Consider the following 18,305-nt stretch of genomic DNA (forward strand, 5'->3'; position numbering starts at 1 on the left):
TTCTTATCTAATCAGCGTTACTGTACCTTTTCTCATTGATGTTGTTCCATTGCTGAAGGTGATGTCAACCATGTATACATAAACCCCAATCGGTTGATTTACCCCTTTGAAAGTTCCATCCCATCCGTTTGCAACATTGTCTGATTGGAATATCAACTGCCCCCATTGTGTGTAAACACTCATTTTCGCGCTTGATATGGTATTACCGTAGATTAAGAATATGTCATTTTTACCGTCGTTATTTGGTGTAAATGCATTTGGTATGTAAACCTGATCTCCAAAAGGATTGGCCGCTTTGCCGGTTGCCGAACCATTTTGACTGGTCTGGCACGCAGTCTGACCTTTAGCTCTCACCAGGATACTTACACTCTGATCTGGTTTCAGTCCAGATACTAAATAAGTTGTTCCGGTTGATCCGCTTGTTGGGTTGACCCAGGTTAAACCATTGTCTAACGAAACTTCGTATGCCGTAGCACCTGCAACCGCAGCCCATGCAAACGTTACGCTATTTGCTGTTGTGGCTTGTACAACTACCGTTGGTTTATCTAATACCGGCAGTAAAGTTACCGTAACACCTGTTCTTGTTGCACTTGCGCAACCGCCTACTGCAATCGCTTCTACATAGTAAATTGTTGTCGCATTTAAGTTAGGGGTAGTAAAGGTTATACCTTCTGCCAATACCGCTCCGCCTGAGCTTGCAGCATACCATCTGTATACTAAGCCGGCAACAGGATTATTTACCGTTAATATCGTTGAGCTACCCGCGCAAAGTGTTCCGTTTGCTGGCGTTACCGATGCTGGTGCAACTGGCACTGGTAATGCAATTACATTAACAGCCGTTCTCGACGATGATATACAATTTCCGTTTGCACCTTCAACATAGTAGGTGGTATTTGCATTAACCGCCGGCGTTGTAAAGTTTACACCTGTTCCGGCTATCGTTCCGCCCACCGATGCGGTATACCAATTATAGGTAACACCTGTTTGAGGATTCGTAACGGTTAAAATTGCTGAACTTCCCGTACAAATGCTAACCGATGCAGCCGCTACTGTTGGTACGGATGGTTTTGTGTTAACCGTAACCGTTACTTTTACACGGCCACCATTGTTATTACATCCACCTGTTCCAATTGCTAAAACATAGTAATCTGTTGTCGTAGATAAGGCTGTTACATTGAATGTTGAGCCAGTGAATAATAAATTACCACCAACTGCTGCATTGTACCATTCGTAAGTAACGCCTGCCTGAGCGTTGGTTACTGTTAATGTGGCTCCATCACCAGCACATATACCTCCATTTGGAGCTGACACTATAGGGTTGTTAGGTGATGCATTTACAGTAATGGCTACTGCCCTTGCAGTTGCAGCGGTATTTTCACATTTGTTATCACCTTTAACCGTTACATAATACGTTGCATTGGCAGTTAATACCGGTGTAGTAAATACTGCCCCTGTAAATACCACTGTATTTAAAGTAGCATCACTATACCAGGTAAATATTGGATTGGTTACCGTTGTGCTTGTTGCGGCTAATGTTGCTGCTGTATTGGCACAAACTGAGGTTGATCCGTTTACGGTAATATCTGTTGCTACTGCGATAGGATTAACAGTAACAGTTACTGTCTTCGAATTTGCTGCAGTATTTTCACATTTATTAGTTCCTTTAACCGTTACATAATAAGTTGTGGTAGCTGTTAATACCGGCGTGGTAAATATTGGTCCGGTAAAGGCTACACTGGTTAATGAAGCATCATTGTACCAGGTAAATACCGGATTGGTTACCGTTGTTGAACTCGCATTGATTACCGCAGTGCCAGAACCACACACTTTAGCTGGTGTAGATAATGTAATATCAGCAGCTGTTCCAACATCATTAACATTCACGGTAACAACTTTAGCATTTGCAGCAGAACTTTCACACCTGTTATCACCTTTTACAGTTAGGTAATATTTAGTGGTTGACGTCAATGCTGGTGTATTGAAAGTTGCTCCTGTGAATACTGGTATTGTTAAAGCAGCATCGCTATACCAGGTAAATACTGGATTGGTTACGGTTGTTGTACTGGCTACCAAACCCGCTGATGAGCCTGCGCAGATGGTTGCATCGGCCGCGGTGACGTCTGTCGCTGAAGCTACCGGGTTAACCACAACATTTACAGATTTAGCCGTTGCTGCACTGTTTTCACACTTATTGTCGCCTTTAACCGTTACATAATAATTGGCATTAGCAGTTAGTGTTGGTGTAGTAAATACGGCACCTACAAAAGCTACATCAGTTAAAGCTGCGTTGGTATACCAGGTAAATACCGGATTGGTTACGGTTGTGCTGCTAGCGGTTAATACTGCTGCAGATCCCCCGCAGATATTGGTTGAGCCATTTACCACAATATCTGTTGCAACTGCTATTGGATTAACTATAATGGTAACAGCCGCTGCATTTGCTGCACTGTTTTCGCATTTATTGCTTCCTTTAACTGTTACATAATAAGTTGTGGTAGCTGTTAATACCGGTGTGGTAAATATTGGTCCGGTAAAGGCTACACTCGTTAACGAAGCATCATTGTACCAGGTAAATACCGGGTTGGTTACCGTTGTTGAACTCGCATTGATTATTGCAGTACCCGATCCACATACCAATGTAGGTGTTGATAGCGTAATATCAGCAGCTGTAGCACCTGGGTTAACATTAACCGTTACCACTTTAGCGGTGATCGCTGAATTCTCACATTTATTATCACCTTTAACTGTTACATAGTATTTAGTTGTTGCCGTTAATACCGGGGTAACGAATGATGTACCTACATAAGCTACAGAAGTTAAGGCCGCATCATTGTACCAGGTAAAGATTGGGTTGGTTACGGTTGTGGTACCTGCTACCAGCGTAGTGCCTGATCCCGAGCATATGGTTGCATCAGCAGCTGTAATATCAGCAGCGGTAGCTACCGGGCTCACTGTAATGGTTATTACCCTGGCAGTACCAGGCGCATTCTCACATTTATTATCACCTTTAACCGTTACATAATAAGTAGTGGTAGCATTTAATGGCGGTGTAGTAAATGTTGCACCAATGAAACTTACATTAGTCAAAGCAGCATCGCTGTACCAGGTAAATACCGAATTGATTACTGTTGGAGATGTTGCGCTTAATGCTGCCGATGAACCCGCGCAAGCAACTGTGCTTCCATTGAGAATAATATCTGTAGTGGTGGCCAATGGATTAACCGTTACGGTTACCGCCTTGGCATCTGCAGCACTGTTCTCACATTTATTGGCACCCTTAACACTTACATAATAAGTAGTAGTGGCAGTTAAACCAGTTACCGTAAAAGTTGGCCCGGTAAATACTGCATTTGTTAAGGAAGCATCACTATACCATGTAAATACAGGTTGGGTAACTGTAGTACTCGAAGCCATTAATATTACGGTAGAGCCTGAACAGGTTTGTGCATTACTTACAGCAATATCAGCAGATGTAGCAAACTCTTTAACGGTTACCGTAATAACCTCCGCGCTTGCAGCTAAATTCTCACATTTATTATCCCCTTTTACAGTTACATAATAAGTAGTGGTTGCATTAAGTGCAGGTGTTGTAAAGCTCGCGCCTACATAAGCTACTGTAGTTAAATTTGCATTGCTGTACCAGGTAAATACAGGATTAATTACTGTTGTTGTTGAAGCAGATAATGCTGCTGTAGACCCCTTACAAATGGATGTAATTCCGCTGACGGCAATATCTGAGTTTGTGGCTGCAGGATTAACGGTAATGGTAATCGATTTTGCATTAGCCGCAGTATTTTCACATTTATTATCACCTTTAACCGTCACATAATAAGTAGTGGTTGCACTGAGTACCGGAGTAACAAAGTTAGCACCGGTAAATGCTACTGTAGTTAAAGCAGCATCACTGTACCAGGTAAATATCGGATTGGTTACCGTTGTGCTTGTTGCATTTAAAGTAACTGAAGCACCACCGCAAACGGTACTTGTTCCAGCTAGGTTAATATCAGCCTGGGTAGCCGTAGGGTTTACCATTATGGTAACCTCTTTTGCATTACCTGCCGTATTTGCACATTTATTTGTTCCGCTAACGGTAACATAGTATTTAGTGGTTGTGGTAATGGCTGGCGTATTAAATACTGCCCCAACATAAGCAACCTGTGTTAAAGCTGCATCAGTATACCAGGTAAATACCGGACTGGTTACGGTGGTACTGGTTGCTGTAAGCACTGCTGTACCAGAAGCACAAAGTGATGTAGTTCCGGTAACGGTTAAATCAGTAGATAATGCTGATGGATTGACAGTGATAGAAACTTTTGTACGCGTTGCGTTTGAACAACCTGTTCCGCTTACCGCTTCAACATAATAATCATATGTTCCAGCTGCAAGTGATGCAGATGTGGTAAAGCTACTGTTGTTGGTTACCAACATATTTCCGGCTACAGCCGCATCGTACCAGTTATAAGTTACTCCTGCAACGGCCTGTACGCTTAAAGTAGCAGGTGAGCCGATACAAGTTGTAGTAGGGTTGTTAGTTGATGGTACTGGTGCTACTGGTGGAGTTAAAATGGTTACCGTTACTTTGGTTCCCGGAGTCTCACAACCATTAGCCGTTGCCGTTACCGAATAAGTATAAGTTCCAGCAGCTAAAGCAGGGTCTGTTGTAAAAGTTGGTCCATCTTTTCCTGCTTGATAAGTTGTGCCCAAGTACCATTTGTAAACTACACCTGCTTGTGGATTCTGCACACTTAATGTTGCAGATGAGCCTTGACAAGCACTTGCAGTAGTTGCTGTAACAGTTGGCGTAGTAATTACCCTTTGAGCATAATCTAAATTAACAGATGTTAATGCCCCAAGTAGACCTGAACTTAACCTCAATTCTGCCCCATCAAATTTACTTGCTGGCACAAAAGTTAATATAGCTGATGTTCCGCCTGTTAATAATTTTAAGCTGATTAATGGATTAGATATAGAAACCGCATCGTTATTGCTGGTTGTGCCTTGGTAAGTAGTTACGGTTAAGTTAGACAATACACCTGCCGAAAGCAATGTACCAGGAGTGGTAATTTTCACCCTCAACGTATCACCAACATTAGATAATCCTGTAAAACCAACTTGATGATAAACAGATGCGCCAAGTAATCCCACCGGAATAACCAAACTAGATCCGGTATTGATGTCGTTGTCTACTGCAAAAGCCGGGTTGAAAACTCCTGCCAATAAGGCCACTCCTGTTACACCGCTTGCTACTGTTGTTGTAGCTGCTCCACAAGGAGTAGTTACAGGGTTACCATTAGGAATTACGGTAACCGTTACGGTTGCCCTGCTGGTTGCAGTACAGCCGCCCGGAATAGTTGCTTCTACATAGTAAGTAGTGGTTGCACTTAATTGCGGTGTTACATAAGTTTCGCCAGTAAATACCGGAACCACGCCATTTGCAGTAGTGTACCAGTTAATTGTTGCGCCTGCTGTACTGGAAGTTGCCTTTAATACAGCAACAGAACCTTCGCTAATCGTGATCGATGATGGTGTAATTACCGGAACATCGATAGTTCCCAATATGATTCGGGCCTCGGTTCTTGTTGATGAGCTACCGCAGCTGTTTATTGCTGCTACAAAGTAACTTCTATCAGCCGTAATTAATGGGGTGATGAAGTTATCACCAGTAAATAAGGCAGTTGTTGATGTTGCAGTATCATACCAGTTATAGGTTGTACCTGCAATTGGGTTTTTAACCTGGAGCGTAACCGATGTATTCGGACAAGTATTAACAGATACCGAAAGTAGATCTGGTGCTACAGGTGCCGGATTTGTAGTCACATTAACTACTGTTTTATAGCTCACACAACCAGTTGCAGAAACTGCAGCCACATAGAATCTGGTATCGCCGGTTAAAACCGGCGTTGTAAATATGATACCATCTTTACCGGTTAAATAGGTACCTGTAGCATCGTACCATCTGTAAGTTAAACTTGCTGATGGGTTGCTTACTTCAAGCTGTGCAGTTTGACCAACACAAGCCGTAACATTAGCTGATGCTACAGTTGGCGCAACCAAAATCCGCTGCGCATAATTTAAATTGATTGATGTTAAAGCGCCCAATACACCTGAGTTTAACCTAACTTCTACTCCATCGAAAACATTGGTTGGAACAAAAGTGATTAAGGCCTGGGTATTACCACTCAGCAATTGAATATTGAGCAAGTTATCATTTAACAATCTCGAATCACCATTGCTATTGGCTCCTACATAGGATGTAATTGAAGCATTGCCTAACAGTGAAAGTGATAATAATTTTCCTGGTGATGATACTAAAACACGTACGGTATCTCCAACTTTAGATAATGATCCAAAACCCACTCTTTGATAAACTGATGCACCAAGTGCTCCAACTGGCATAACCAATGAAGATGCGGTTTGTGTATCATTATCAATAGCTAATGTTGGGTTAAACACACCTGATAATAAAGCTACACCTGTAACGCCACCAACTTGTGTTGTTGCGGCCTCACAAGGCACAGGGTTTGGAGATCCGTTTCCATCAACCGTGATGGTAATCTGCACCCGGCTTGCTGAAGTACAACCGTTAGTAGAAACAGCTTCTACATAGTAAGTTGTAGTAGCCAACAATGGTGGAGTAACATAAGTTGCACCTACATAAACTGGTGTAGTTGAGATATTTGAAGTATACCAGTTGAAAGTATAGGTAGGATCTGCAGAACTAGCTGTTAAAATTGCCGTTTGTCCTGGACTCACTGTTGATGAACTAGCTGTTACACCAGGTAAAGCCGGACGAGGATTTACAGATACAGCTGCGGCTGCACGTGCAGCGCTTGTACAGTTTCCTTGGGCAGCCTCTACATAATAAGTAGTAGGCGCTATTAAAGCTGGTGTTGAGAATACTGCACCTGTAAAAACCAGGGTTCCACCTACCGCAGCGTCATACCATTTATAGATTACCGCCGCATCTGGATTAGCAACAGATAAAGTTGCTGATGATCCTTCACAAACATTCGCAATGGTTGCCAATACTGGTGTTGGTAAAGCTGGTGTAACAGTAACAGTTACCGGAATTCTCGTTGCATTCGGACAACCAGCTTTGCTTACCTGAATATAATAAGTTGTAGTAGCCGTTAATGCCGGTGTGGTAAATGTTTGACCAGTGGCCAGTTGTGTACCACCTGTTGCAGCATCGTACCAGGCCAATGTTGTACCGCCGTTTGCGGTTGCAGTTAATGTTGCCGTGCTTCCCGCACAAATAGTTTGCGCACCGGCAGTTATGGTTGGGCTAGGATAAATTACGGTTGCACCATAAACATCCAAGCTGGTTAAAACAGTAGCTAATGCCCCAAAACTAACCTGTACCCTATCATATGCACCACCAGCCAATACAGTTGCCAGAAAACGGTTACCTGATAAAAGGCTGAGACTTAACAATCCACCATTTAATTGTACTGTTTTTAAAACCGAGGCACCATTTAATATGGTAACGGTCACGTTATTTAATAAACCTGCATCTGCCAAACCAGTAGGTAAGGCTAAATCTAAACGAATACTATCTGTAGCTGTTCCAACCGCAGGAAAAATTAACTGCTGGTAACCTGATCCACCTACACCTACTGCAAGCGATATCCTGGTAAAGTTAGTAGGATCTGCATCAGTAGAGTTTCCTGCACCAGTTATACCACATAACAAACAGATTCCGTTAATACCAGAGTTTTGCGCATTGGCCGCATTACATGCAGTACCGCCACCATTATTTAGTACAGTAACCGTTACCGGTACGCGGCTTGCGCTTTTACAACCGGTGGCGTTTGTTGTTTCTACATAATAAGTAGTAGTGGCAGAAAGTGTTGGCGTAGTAAATGAAGTACCTGCACCTACCTGTGTTCCTGCTGTAGCAGCATCGTACCATTGAATGGTGTTTCCGGCATCGGCCGTCGCCAATAAAGTAGCAGACTGTCCGGCATTAATAACCTGACTGTTGGTGGTTACCGTGGCCGCAGTTGCTGGTGGGTTAACTGAAACATTAACGGCAGTTCTTGAACTTACTGCAGTTCCGGATACGGCCTCAACATAAAATACCGTTGGAGCGTTTACAGCAGGAGTTACAAAAACACCAGTATTATTGGTAACCAATGGTGTACTTCCTGTAGAAGCGTACCAGTTATAAGTTACACCAGCCTGCAAATTGCTAACGCTTAACGTAGCTGAACTTCCGGCACAAACTGTAGCTGCAGCAACCACAGGTGCATCAACCGTAACGGTTAAGCTGTAAGCAGTTGTTGCTTTGTTTCCGTTAGCATCTGTTGCAGTTAAAGAGATGGTAAAAGTTCCACCTAAAGTTGGTGTTCCTGTAATTTCTCTTGTTGCAGTATTAAAACTTAATCCCGGAGGAAGGTTCGTGGCTAAATAAGTATATGGCGCTGTTCCACCTGTTACTGCTGGCAAAGTTTGCGTTGGGTAAGGTGTGCCTACAATACCGTTTGGTAACGTTGCACCAGGTAATGATAATACACCGATAACTTTAAGCGAATAATTATTACTTGCTGTTCTACCTTCACTATCTGTTGCGGTTACACCGATCGAATAATTTCCGGCCTGTGTAGGTGTTCCAGAAACTTCTCTTGTTGTTGGATTAAAGGTTAATCCTGCTGGCAAATTGTTTGCTACATAGGTGTACGGACCAACGCCACCAGTTGCCGATGGCAAAGTTTGCGTAGCATAAACTGTTCCCTCTGTTCCATCAGGCAAAGTTGCTGCCGGTAACTGTAAAGGATTAACAATATTGATAGTGTAGTTGCTGGTTGTTGTTTTTCCATCAGCATCCGTAACGGTTACCGGTACAGTAAAGGTTCCTGATTGTGTAGGTGTTCCTGTAATTGTTCTTGTAGCCGGATCGAAGGTTAATCCCGGAGGAAGACCAGTAGCCGAGTAAGTATAAGGAGTTGATCCGCCTGTTGCAGACGGAATGGTTTGAGGAGTATAAACTGTTCCTGTGGTGCCATCAGCCAAAGTAGCTGGTGGTAAAATCAATGGATCGGTTACTTTAAGGGTATAGTTAGCCGTAATGGTATTGCCGTTGGCATCTGTTACGGTAACTGGTATAGTAAAGGTTCCGGTTTGAGTCGGTGTGCCTGTAATTTCTCTTGTTGCAGAATTGAAGGTTAATCCTGGAGGAACACCTGTAGCTGAATAAGTATAAGGACCTGTTCCACCGGTTGCAGCAGGAATTCCATTGGTTGTATATGCTGTACCTGTTACGCCATTAGGCAATGCACCCGGCGCCAAGGCCAATGCTGGCGTTACTGTTAAAGTAAATGTTGCTGTTGTATTACAACCTTTTGTATCGGTTACTACAACATCGAATGTTGGGTTACCCGTTGCAGTTGGTGTTCCGCTTACCAGACCACTTGTTGATAAAGTTAAACCAGCTGGCAAAGAACTACCTGAAGCCAAGGCATAAGTATAACCTGGGGTTCCTCCAGTAGCTAGCGGAAGCTGCTTACTGTATGGTGAGGCAATTGTTGCGTTGGTTAAAGTAATACCTGCAAATACAATTGCAGGGTTAACGGTAATAACCACCGGAACCCTTGTGGTATTTGAACAAGTTCCTTTGCTAACCTGAACATAATAGGTTGTTGTAGCGGTTAATGCAGGAGTAGTGAAGTTTGCACCTGTACCTACTTGGTTTCCACCGGTTGGTGCATCAAACCAAGCCAATGTAGTGCCACCATTTGCCGTTGCACTTAGTGTTGCCGTGCTACCTGCACAAATAGATTGCGCACCGTTTATAAATGTTGGGTTAGGATAAACTATTGTTGCACCATAAATATCCAGGCTGGTTAAAGCCGATGCGAGTGCACCAAAGCTCACCTGAACCCTATCATATGCACCACCTGCCAAAACAGTTGCGGCAAAACGATTGCCTGATAAAAGTTGAAGACTTAACAGTGCACCATTTAATTGAACTGTTCTTACAACCGTGGCACCATTTAATACGGTAACGGTTACATTATTTAAAAGGCCAACATCAGCTAAACCAGTTGGTAAAGCTAGGTCTAAACGGATACTATCTGTAGCAATACCTGTAGATGGAAAAATTAATTGTTGGTAACCTGTTGCCGTAACGCCCACAGCAAGAGAAATCCTGGTGAAGTTATTTGCATCAGCATCAGTAGAGTTACCTGCACCATTTATAGCGCATAATAAACAGATACCATTAATACCTGTATTCTGACTGTTTGCTGCATTACAAGCTGTTGCACCTCCACCATTAATTACAGTTACAGTAACCGGAACACGGCTTGCACTTTTACAACCATTACTGCTTGTGGTTTCTATATAATAAGTTTTGGTTGCCGTTAAAGCTGGCGTAGTGAATGAAGTTCCTGTTCCAACCTGTGTGCCTGCTGATGGAGCATCAAACCAGGCTATGGTATTTCCGGCATCAGCAGTAGCAGTTAAAGTGGTAGTTTGTCCGGAGTTGATTACCTGGTTATTTGTAGTTACAGTAGCTAGAGTTGCTGGTGGATTAACTGAAACCGTAACCGATGTTCTCGAACTGACTGCTGTTCCAGAAACGGCTTCTACATAAAATACCGTAGCTGAGTTTACCGCAGGCGTTACATAAGTACCGTTATTCCCGGTTACTAATGGAGTGCTCCCTGTTGATGCATACCAGTTATAAGTTACACCCGCTTGCAGGTTACTTACTGTTAAGGTAGCCGTGCTTCCGGTACATACCGTAGCTGAAGCCACAACCGGCGCATTTACCGTTACAGTTAGGGTATAATTAGTTGTTGCCTTATTATTGTTAGCATCTGTAGCATTTAAAGAAATATTATAAGTACCTCCTTGTGTTGGCGTTCCGCTAATTTCTCTCGTAGTTGGGTTAAAAGACAATCCCGGAGGAAGATTTGTTGCGGCATAGGTGTATGGAGATGTTCCACCTGTTACAGCTGGTAAAGTTTGCGGTAAGTAAGAAGTACCAACAATCCCGTTAGGTAAAGTTTTTGTTGGTAAAGTTAAGGTACCATTTACTTTAATAGCATAAGTATTACTTGCTGTTTTACCTTGACTATCAGTAACTGTTACACCAATTACATTATTACCTGCTTGCGTTGGTGTACCGGTAATCTCCCTTGTAACTGGATTAAACGATAATCCAGCAGGAAGATTATTAGCAACATAGGTATAAGGGCCAACACCACCGTTAGCAGCTGGTAAAGTTTGCGTAGCATAAACTGTTCCTTCTGTTCCGTCGGGCAAAGTTGCAGCCGGTAACAATAACGGGTTGTTAATGTTAATAGTATAATTGGTGGTCACCGTTTTTCCATCAGCGTCGGTTACCATAACCGGTACAGTATAAGTACCTATGGTTGTTGGCGTACCGGTGATGGCTCTGGTTGATGGATTAAAGGCTAAACCCGGAGGAAGACCTGTTGCCGAATAAGTATAAGGTGTAGTTCCACCGGTTGCGCTTGGAATAATCTGCGTTGTATAAACTGTTCCGGTGGTACCATCAGCTAAAGTTGCTGCAGGTAACAATAAAGGATCAGTAATTTTTAGGGTATAATTAGAAATTAGGGTATTACCATTTGCATCAACAACCGTAACTGGTATAGTATACGTTCCAGGTTGGGTTGGTGTTCCGGTAATTTCTCTTGTTGTCGGATTAAAGGTTAATCCTGGGGGAACACCGGTTGCAGTATAAGTATATGGCCCTGTACCACCGGTTGCAACCGGAATGGTTTGCGTTGGATAAACTGTTCCTGTTAAACCACCTGGCAATGCGCCTGGGGTAAGAACCAATGCAGCCGTAACTGTTAAATTATAAGTTGCAGTTGCTTTACAGCCTTTGGCATCAGTAGCAACTACAGAAAAAGTATAGGTATTGGCTACCGTTGGCGTTCCGGTAATTGCTCCGGCTGACGATAAATTTAAACCTGCTGGCAAAGTACTTCCTGCAGCTAAAGCATAAGTATAACCTGCTGTTCCACCTGTAGCTACATCCAATTGTTTAGAATAGGCAAAACCTGGTGTGGCGTTTGTTAATGTAGCCCCATTAAAAATAATCTGTGGGTTTACCGTAATGACAACAGGTATCCTTGCCGATTCGGCTGTACAGCCTAGCCTTCTGGCAGCAACATAGTAAGTTTTGGTAGCGGTTAGTGCTGGTGTATTATAAGTACCATTAAAAGCAACCGTTTGTAATGCGCTTCCACCTTCTACGGCTTCGTACCACCTCAATTCGTTGGTGTTCAGCGTAGTAGCACTTAAAGCAACTGTACTATTGTAACATGCAGCAATTGCTGTGTTTGCTGGCGTTGGCCGGCCTGCAGAGCGGATTACACCATAAACATTGATGGTTTGAGTAAGGTTTAAGGCAACTACAGAGCCAAGTGTAACCTTCACCCTATCGTATACTACATTGGCACCAGGAGAAAAAGGTATAGATACTGACTGCCCGCTATTGAGTAAACCCAATAAGTCTAGATCTAATAAGCTTGCTGCTGAACGCGTATATACCTGATTACCGCCATTATATGCCGTTATAGAAATGTTTTGTAAAAGCCCTGCCGTTAGTAAGGCAGGCGAAGCACTAAGTCTGAGGTTAATATCATCGCCAGGATTTGATGGGGTTGCAAAATAGAAATTCTGGCTAATGGATGATCCTACGCCAAGTATCCCTAAACTCAATTGAGAAAAATTATTTGGATCAGAATCTATTGCCCTTTCACTATTAGTTACCCCAGAACTGCCCAGCTGTAAGGCATCAAGAGTAATACCTGTTCCTTCGAAGCCTGTAGCAAATGCCTGCGCACATGGATCAGTACCTGAAGTATAAAAAGCATAATAAACCTTTGTATTATTGGCAACCGAAACCAGAAGTGCATTGGTTACATCCTTAATAAAAACCCTGTCATAAGCCTGTGTTGGAGTTATTGCCAGGTAAAAGAAACCATTTGCATCTTTTACCAACCGCAGGTTATCTGAAGAAAATCCGTTAATACTGTTACCTCCGGTAGGTGGAACTGCTGAGGCACCGTTTCTGGCCCCTACCTGGAATGAATGGTTTCCAAGAACTACCGTTCCACCTACATTCGCGAGCAAAGTACCTAAGCTACCACCTAATAAGCTGTTTAGCACATCTCCATCAAAATCTATTCTGATATAGGATGTTATTCCTGCAGCGATAGCAGCCGGGTATTTTAACTCCAGTTCACCGCTGTAAGAACCTACTCCAACAGCAATGCCGCCATATGAATTAACTGTAGCGAAATTGTTATTATCCAGGGTTGCATTGCTTGCGTTGTCTACCCTACTCTGGGCAGATACCGTATTTGCAAAAATTTTTGCTTGTGCATACGATTTGGCCGAGAAGAGCGTTAATAAAATGATGACTACAATAAAAGCATTGCGGATTATCCCTGTGCGGGATGAGAAAGTATAGGTTTTCATCATATCAGGCGTATTTAGGAGACTTACTATGTGCTAATGCTACTGTATGGCATGATGCTTTCAGGCGCATTATATTCTAGTGACAAATCTATATTTAGAATAGCTTTCTGTCTTATCCATTACTATTCATTTTTATCCCAACCATTTCATTCATTTTATTCATACCGAGCTTTCTTGGTGAATAGATTTCTTCAATTGTTAAATTATGATGACATTAGCGTTAGTCATCCCATCTGTTAATTAATGAATGCTAACGATCTCCTTATCGAACTCCGGAAATTTGTCCTCATAAAGTCTGGTCTGAGAAATATCGACCCGGCTCATTGTAAGATTATTTCTGAATATGTATATCAGGAAACCAAAAACTATGTAAGTGAAACAACGATCAAAAGATTTTTTGGCTTTGCAAACACTTTACATAAATTCTCTTTATTTACTTTAAACAGCCTGTCGCAATATATAGGTTATAACGATTGGGATTCATTTTGCAAAGACAAGGAAAGTCAGACAACTTCTGCCCATAGTATATGGCAGGATTTAAAGTTAAAAACACATGCCATTACAGAAGTATCGTTAATTGCAAAAAAAAATAATTCAGGTGTTCCATTTAATACTACCGCTAATAGAAGTTTTTTTTATCCAGACTTTGATTATTTCTTAAAAAACAATTACCAGTTTACAACGGTAAGTGCCCAGCCTGGCCAAGGTAAATCGATACTGCTTGCACACATGGTAGAGTATTTTTTCGTTTCAGAAAATGCCCTTTACAAAAACGATATCGTTTTATTAATTAATTCTACCAGTATTAATACCATTATCCAAAGTGGTGTTACTTTAAAAGAGTGGTTTTTAAAAGAATTTAAATTCGGAAGCTTTGGCGAATTAATCAGTTTTTTTAAAAAAAATCCCGAAAAGAGAGAGGGCCGTTTTGTTATTATTGTAGATGGTATTGATGCACATTTAGCTAAAAGCAATTATTTTAAAATATTTATTGACCTTTTATATAGCATAGAAGAAAACAATTTTGTTAAGTTCATATTTGGCTTGCGAACAGATACATGGATCAATCTTCAGCCTGCCATTAATGGCTCTGCATCTTTAACTAAAGCCTGGTATACGGGATTATTTTATGATGAGGAAACCTTAAGTAATGTACCATCGTTAAATGTTGATGAGATACTCTATACCTTAAGCCATATAGAAAATAAAATTATCAATCGGGCAGATGTAAGTTTGCAACTTTTAACCCAGTTTAAAACACCTTTCTGGTTACAGATTTATTTCAAGCTTAAAGATGAAAATCAACAACTTGAGCTGAATAACCCATTATTATGTTATGAATTAATTAGCTATTTTTTGGAAAAACGCGTATTCCTGGCAAAAAAAAGCACCGAAAAAATATTTCTCCTCAAAAAAATAAGCAATTGCATTTCAGAAGGGCATAAAAAGTTAAGGGTTGCCAAAGAAAAAATCCTGAGCTACATCAATTGTTATCCTGATGCCTATGAAGAGCTTTTGAATGCCGGCATTATCATTGAAGAAAAAAGGTTAAGTACAACCATTCCTACAGAAATCGTCCGCTTTTTAAATGATGATATCTATACTTATTTTCTATTTATACAGATTACCGATAAATTTGATTATAAACCTGATAAACTATTTTTCGAGTACATTTTAGATAGTTTTCCTGGTCAGAATTCCAAAAGAGATCATATCCTTAACTGGTCTATCAGATTTTGTATTAACCGAAATGAAATTGCTGCTTTAAAAAGCATCTTCAGGTTACCATTTTCCAACCGTGAAAAAAACAATGCTTTCGATTTTATCTGTTACGTATCGAAATACGAGCTAAGCAAAACCAATGCAAATTTCAATAAGCTGAGCATAGGTATAGATTTTATTGATATTATGGCTACAGGGCGAACCATGAGCAACCTGTACAAAGAAACCATCAGAACCATATCGGATAATGTACTGAATGAAGACATTCAGATTATGCTACATGTAATAGAATGCACTGTAAATCTTATTGATGTAGATAAAATGGCATTAACCAATACCATGCAGTTGCTCAAGAGAAATTATAAAAGATTAAATGAACTGTTTCCGATTAACCCCTACGATTTAATTCTATATTTTCATAACAATCTAAACAACAAACCTAATGAGAGCAAAAGCCTTGAAGATAAAATAATAAAACTTTGCAAAGAGATCGATCAGAGCAAACCAAGGAAAAACGAAGAAATCACTTCTGCCGAAATGCTCACTTACCGATTGGTGGTGATTGCCCTGTTCTCTCAAAAAAATTATGCAGAATGCCACCGTTTTATTATGGCTATACTGCGTAAATATCCGAATATTTTTTACGTCAGGCATTCTGTATTTGCCCCGTTTTTATTGCTTCAGTTAGGGCAAACCTATATTAAACTCAACTATTTTAAAAAAGCGCAGCGCATTATACAGTTTGTAGATAAGATCATCAGCAGTGATTACACCTATTACACCAATTTTATATTGGCCAGCTTTAATGTTTTTAAAGCTAACTTTTACAATGCCACACATCATTACGAACAAGCACTTATAGAAACTAATATTGGTTTGGACATTACTAAAAAGAATAATTTTAAGATGTTCGAAATAGCCTTATTATTAAGTAAAATTGATACCCTGAAACATACAGAAGAATCGGAAGAAGTATCAAACGTTATTAAAGAGCTGCTCAACTTTTTAACGGTCCATAAGCTTTCTATGCCCGACTATTCTAACCTCAGCAGCCACGAGTTTGAGCATACCTTTAAAATTTTAAAATCTTACCGCCGGCACCAAAACTTATAATAAAGGCTGTATTTTTCAATTCGGTCCGTGTTTTTTTTTGAAGCGCAAGGCTTGGCCAAAACACCAAATTCACCCCCGTTTTCCGCTTTTACGCTTCGCTGCCTCGTTCCTCGTTGCTGCAGGGTAACCGCTTCAACCAGGGCTAGGTGGCTGCTACAGTATTCCATTTGTGGGGTTGCCAGGCGCAGAACCCTCTGTTCCTAAACCCGACAGCAGCGAAAATACTTTTTGTTGCAACAACATTGAATCAGCATGACAACAGCACAAAAAGATTGAAGCGTCCGCCTGCAGTACGGGCAGGAATGGCGGGACTAAAGCGGCCAAGAACCACCAGCCAATCATTTCCCAATACTGAAATTATTATTACATCTATATATTATACAGGGATAAGCACTTCTGCACACCAAGAACTACTATTTAATCAGGTTATAAAGTTCGTCCAGTTTAGGCGAAAGTACAATCTCTATCCTTCTGTTTTTACTTCTTCCATCTGCATTTGCATTAGAACCAAGGGGTTGAAATTCACCTTTACCAGTTGCGGTCATTCTTACACTTTCTACCTTCTCGTTCTCTGTTAAATAACGTACAACAGAAGTAGCTCTCAATACACTTAAATCCCAGTTATCTTTAATCTGCCCCAGGTTATTTATTTTCTGGTTATCGGTATGGCCCTCAACTGCAATGTTAATTTCTGGCTGCTGTTTTAATACATTGGCCAATTGTGTTAAAGCCTGCTTACCTTTTTCATCAATAATGATACTTCCAGATGGAAATAAGAGTTTATCAGTTAGGGAAACATATACTTTACCATTTTTAATCTCTACCGTTAAACCATTTTTGGTAAAGCCCAATAGGGCCTGCTGAAGTTTTTCTTTGAGCGAGTTGGTGGCTTCATCGCGTTTGCGCAACACTTCTTCCACTTCTTTTAAGCGCTTTTCGCGGGCAGCTAAATCGCCAGATAATTTGGTAATTTCGCTTGAAGAATTATTTTTAAGCTTTTTGTAGTTGGCATCAACAGTATTGTAACTATTTTGCAGATCGCGTAGTTCTTCAGCCATTAATGTGGTATCCTTTTTCAACTTTGATACTTCTTTTTCAAGATTTTCAATTTTAATCAAACCTTCGTTAAATGCCGTATAAAGTGAATCTTTGGTTCCTAATAAAGCTTTATATTTTTTAGGAGATAATACAACACAAGAAGTTAGCGAAGAAAAAAAGAGGAAAACGGCAAAGGCAAAAAAGGTATTTTTCATGTTTAAGGTTTCAAGATAAATTATTTATGATAACTGGTTATTGAAAACTGACAACTGTTAATTGGTTACTGATCAATGGCGTTCCGTAAAAATGCAACTAATGGTTGTACTGTTTTAAAAGAACTTATCAACTTATTAACGAGGTTTGGTTTTAAAAATTCTTCATCATCGATTTTTGTGGTGGCTTCGAAGCTTTTCAGCTTTAAAAATTCGATGTTTGGATCTGCAGGATCATAGCCCTTCGGAGCATTTTTAAGGGCATTATCAACACCTAACTTAAAATTTTTCTTAAAATCCTTTTCATTAATAATTTCTTTAAAATCGCCTATATTATAATCAATTTCTTGTCTGATTAATTTTAAATGCGCTGCTTCGGGCATCCAGTAGCCACCCGCAATAAAGCTTTTGCCAGGCTGAATATGAAGGTAATAACCCGGCTCGTTGCCTCCTCTGCTTTTTGCCGAAAACCAAATACCAAAGTTATTTTTATAAGGATCTTTATTTTTACTGAAGCGAACATCACGGTAAATGCGCAACAGGCTTTTTTTAGGATCAGCCTCTGCTGAAAGTAATGCATCTACCTTGGCCAGTTCGGGAATGAGCGTGCTTACCAAAGCCAAAACATCCGCTTTGGCCGCTTCGTAAACCTCTTTATTGGTAGCAAACCATTCGCGGTTATTATTTTCGGCAACGTCTTTTATAAATTTTAGGGTTTCTTTTTTTAACATATATTATGGTTCATTCGTTCACTGGTCA

Annotated in this window: 4 protein-coding genes; 1 reads left to right on the forward strand and 3 read right to left on the reverse strand. The window is 40.8% G+C overall.

What is annotated here, in order from left to right:
• Positions 1-3 precede the first annotated feature (3 nt).
• Complete coding sequence (locus tag OQX63_RS11210) at positions 4-13,464, reverse strand: putative Ig domain-containing protein (RefSeq protein ID WP_265850959.1); 13,461 nt, start codon at positions 13,462-13,464, stop codon at positions 4-6.
• A 240-nt stretch (positions 13,465-13,704) separates the two neighbouring features.
• Here OQX63_RS11210 and OQX63_RS11215 point away from each other — a divergent pair, with 240 nt between their 5' ends.
• Positions 13,705-16,296 carry a hypothetical protein gene (locus tag OQX63_RS11215; RefSeq protein WP_265850960.1) on the forward strand — a complete coding sequence of 864 codons (2,592 nt, stop codon included), beginning with the start codon at positions 13,705-13,707 and terminating at the stop codon, positions 16,294-16,296.
• 413 nt (positions 16,297-16,709) lie between these two features.
• Here the strand turns inward: OQX63_RS11215 and OQX63_RS11220 are convergent, their stop codons facing one another.
• Together OQX63_RS11220 and OQX63_RS11225 are read right to left on the reverse strand one after the other, a co-directional pair.
• The gene (locus OQX63_RS11220) at positions 16,710-17,549 is read right to left on the reverse strand and encodes an OmpA/MotB family protein (protein WP_265850961.1); all 840 of its coding nucleotides are present in this window, start codon (positions 17,547-17,549) and stop codon (positions 16,710-16,712) included.
• Positions 17,550-17,614: 65 nt separating this feature from the next.
• Positions 17,615-18,277, reverse strand: coding sequence for a DUF2461 domain-containing protein (locus OQX63_RS11225; RefSeq protein WP_265850962.1), 663 nt, complete (start codon positions 18,275-18,277; stop codon positions 17,615-17,617).
• Positions 18,278-18,305: the final 28 nt, after the last annotated feature.

It is taken from the genome of Pedobacter sp. PF22-3 (genome assembly GCF_026239555.1).
In the GTDB taxonomy this organism is placed as follows: Bacteria; Bacteroidota; Bacteroidia; order Sphingobacteriales; family Sphingobacteriaceae; genus Pedobacter.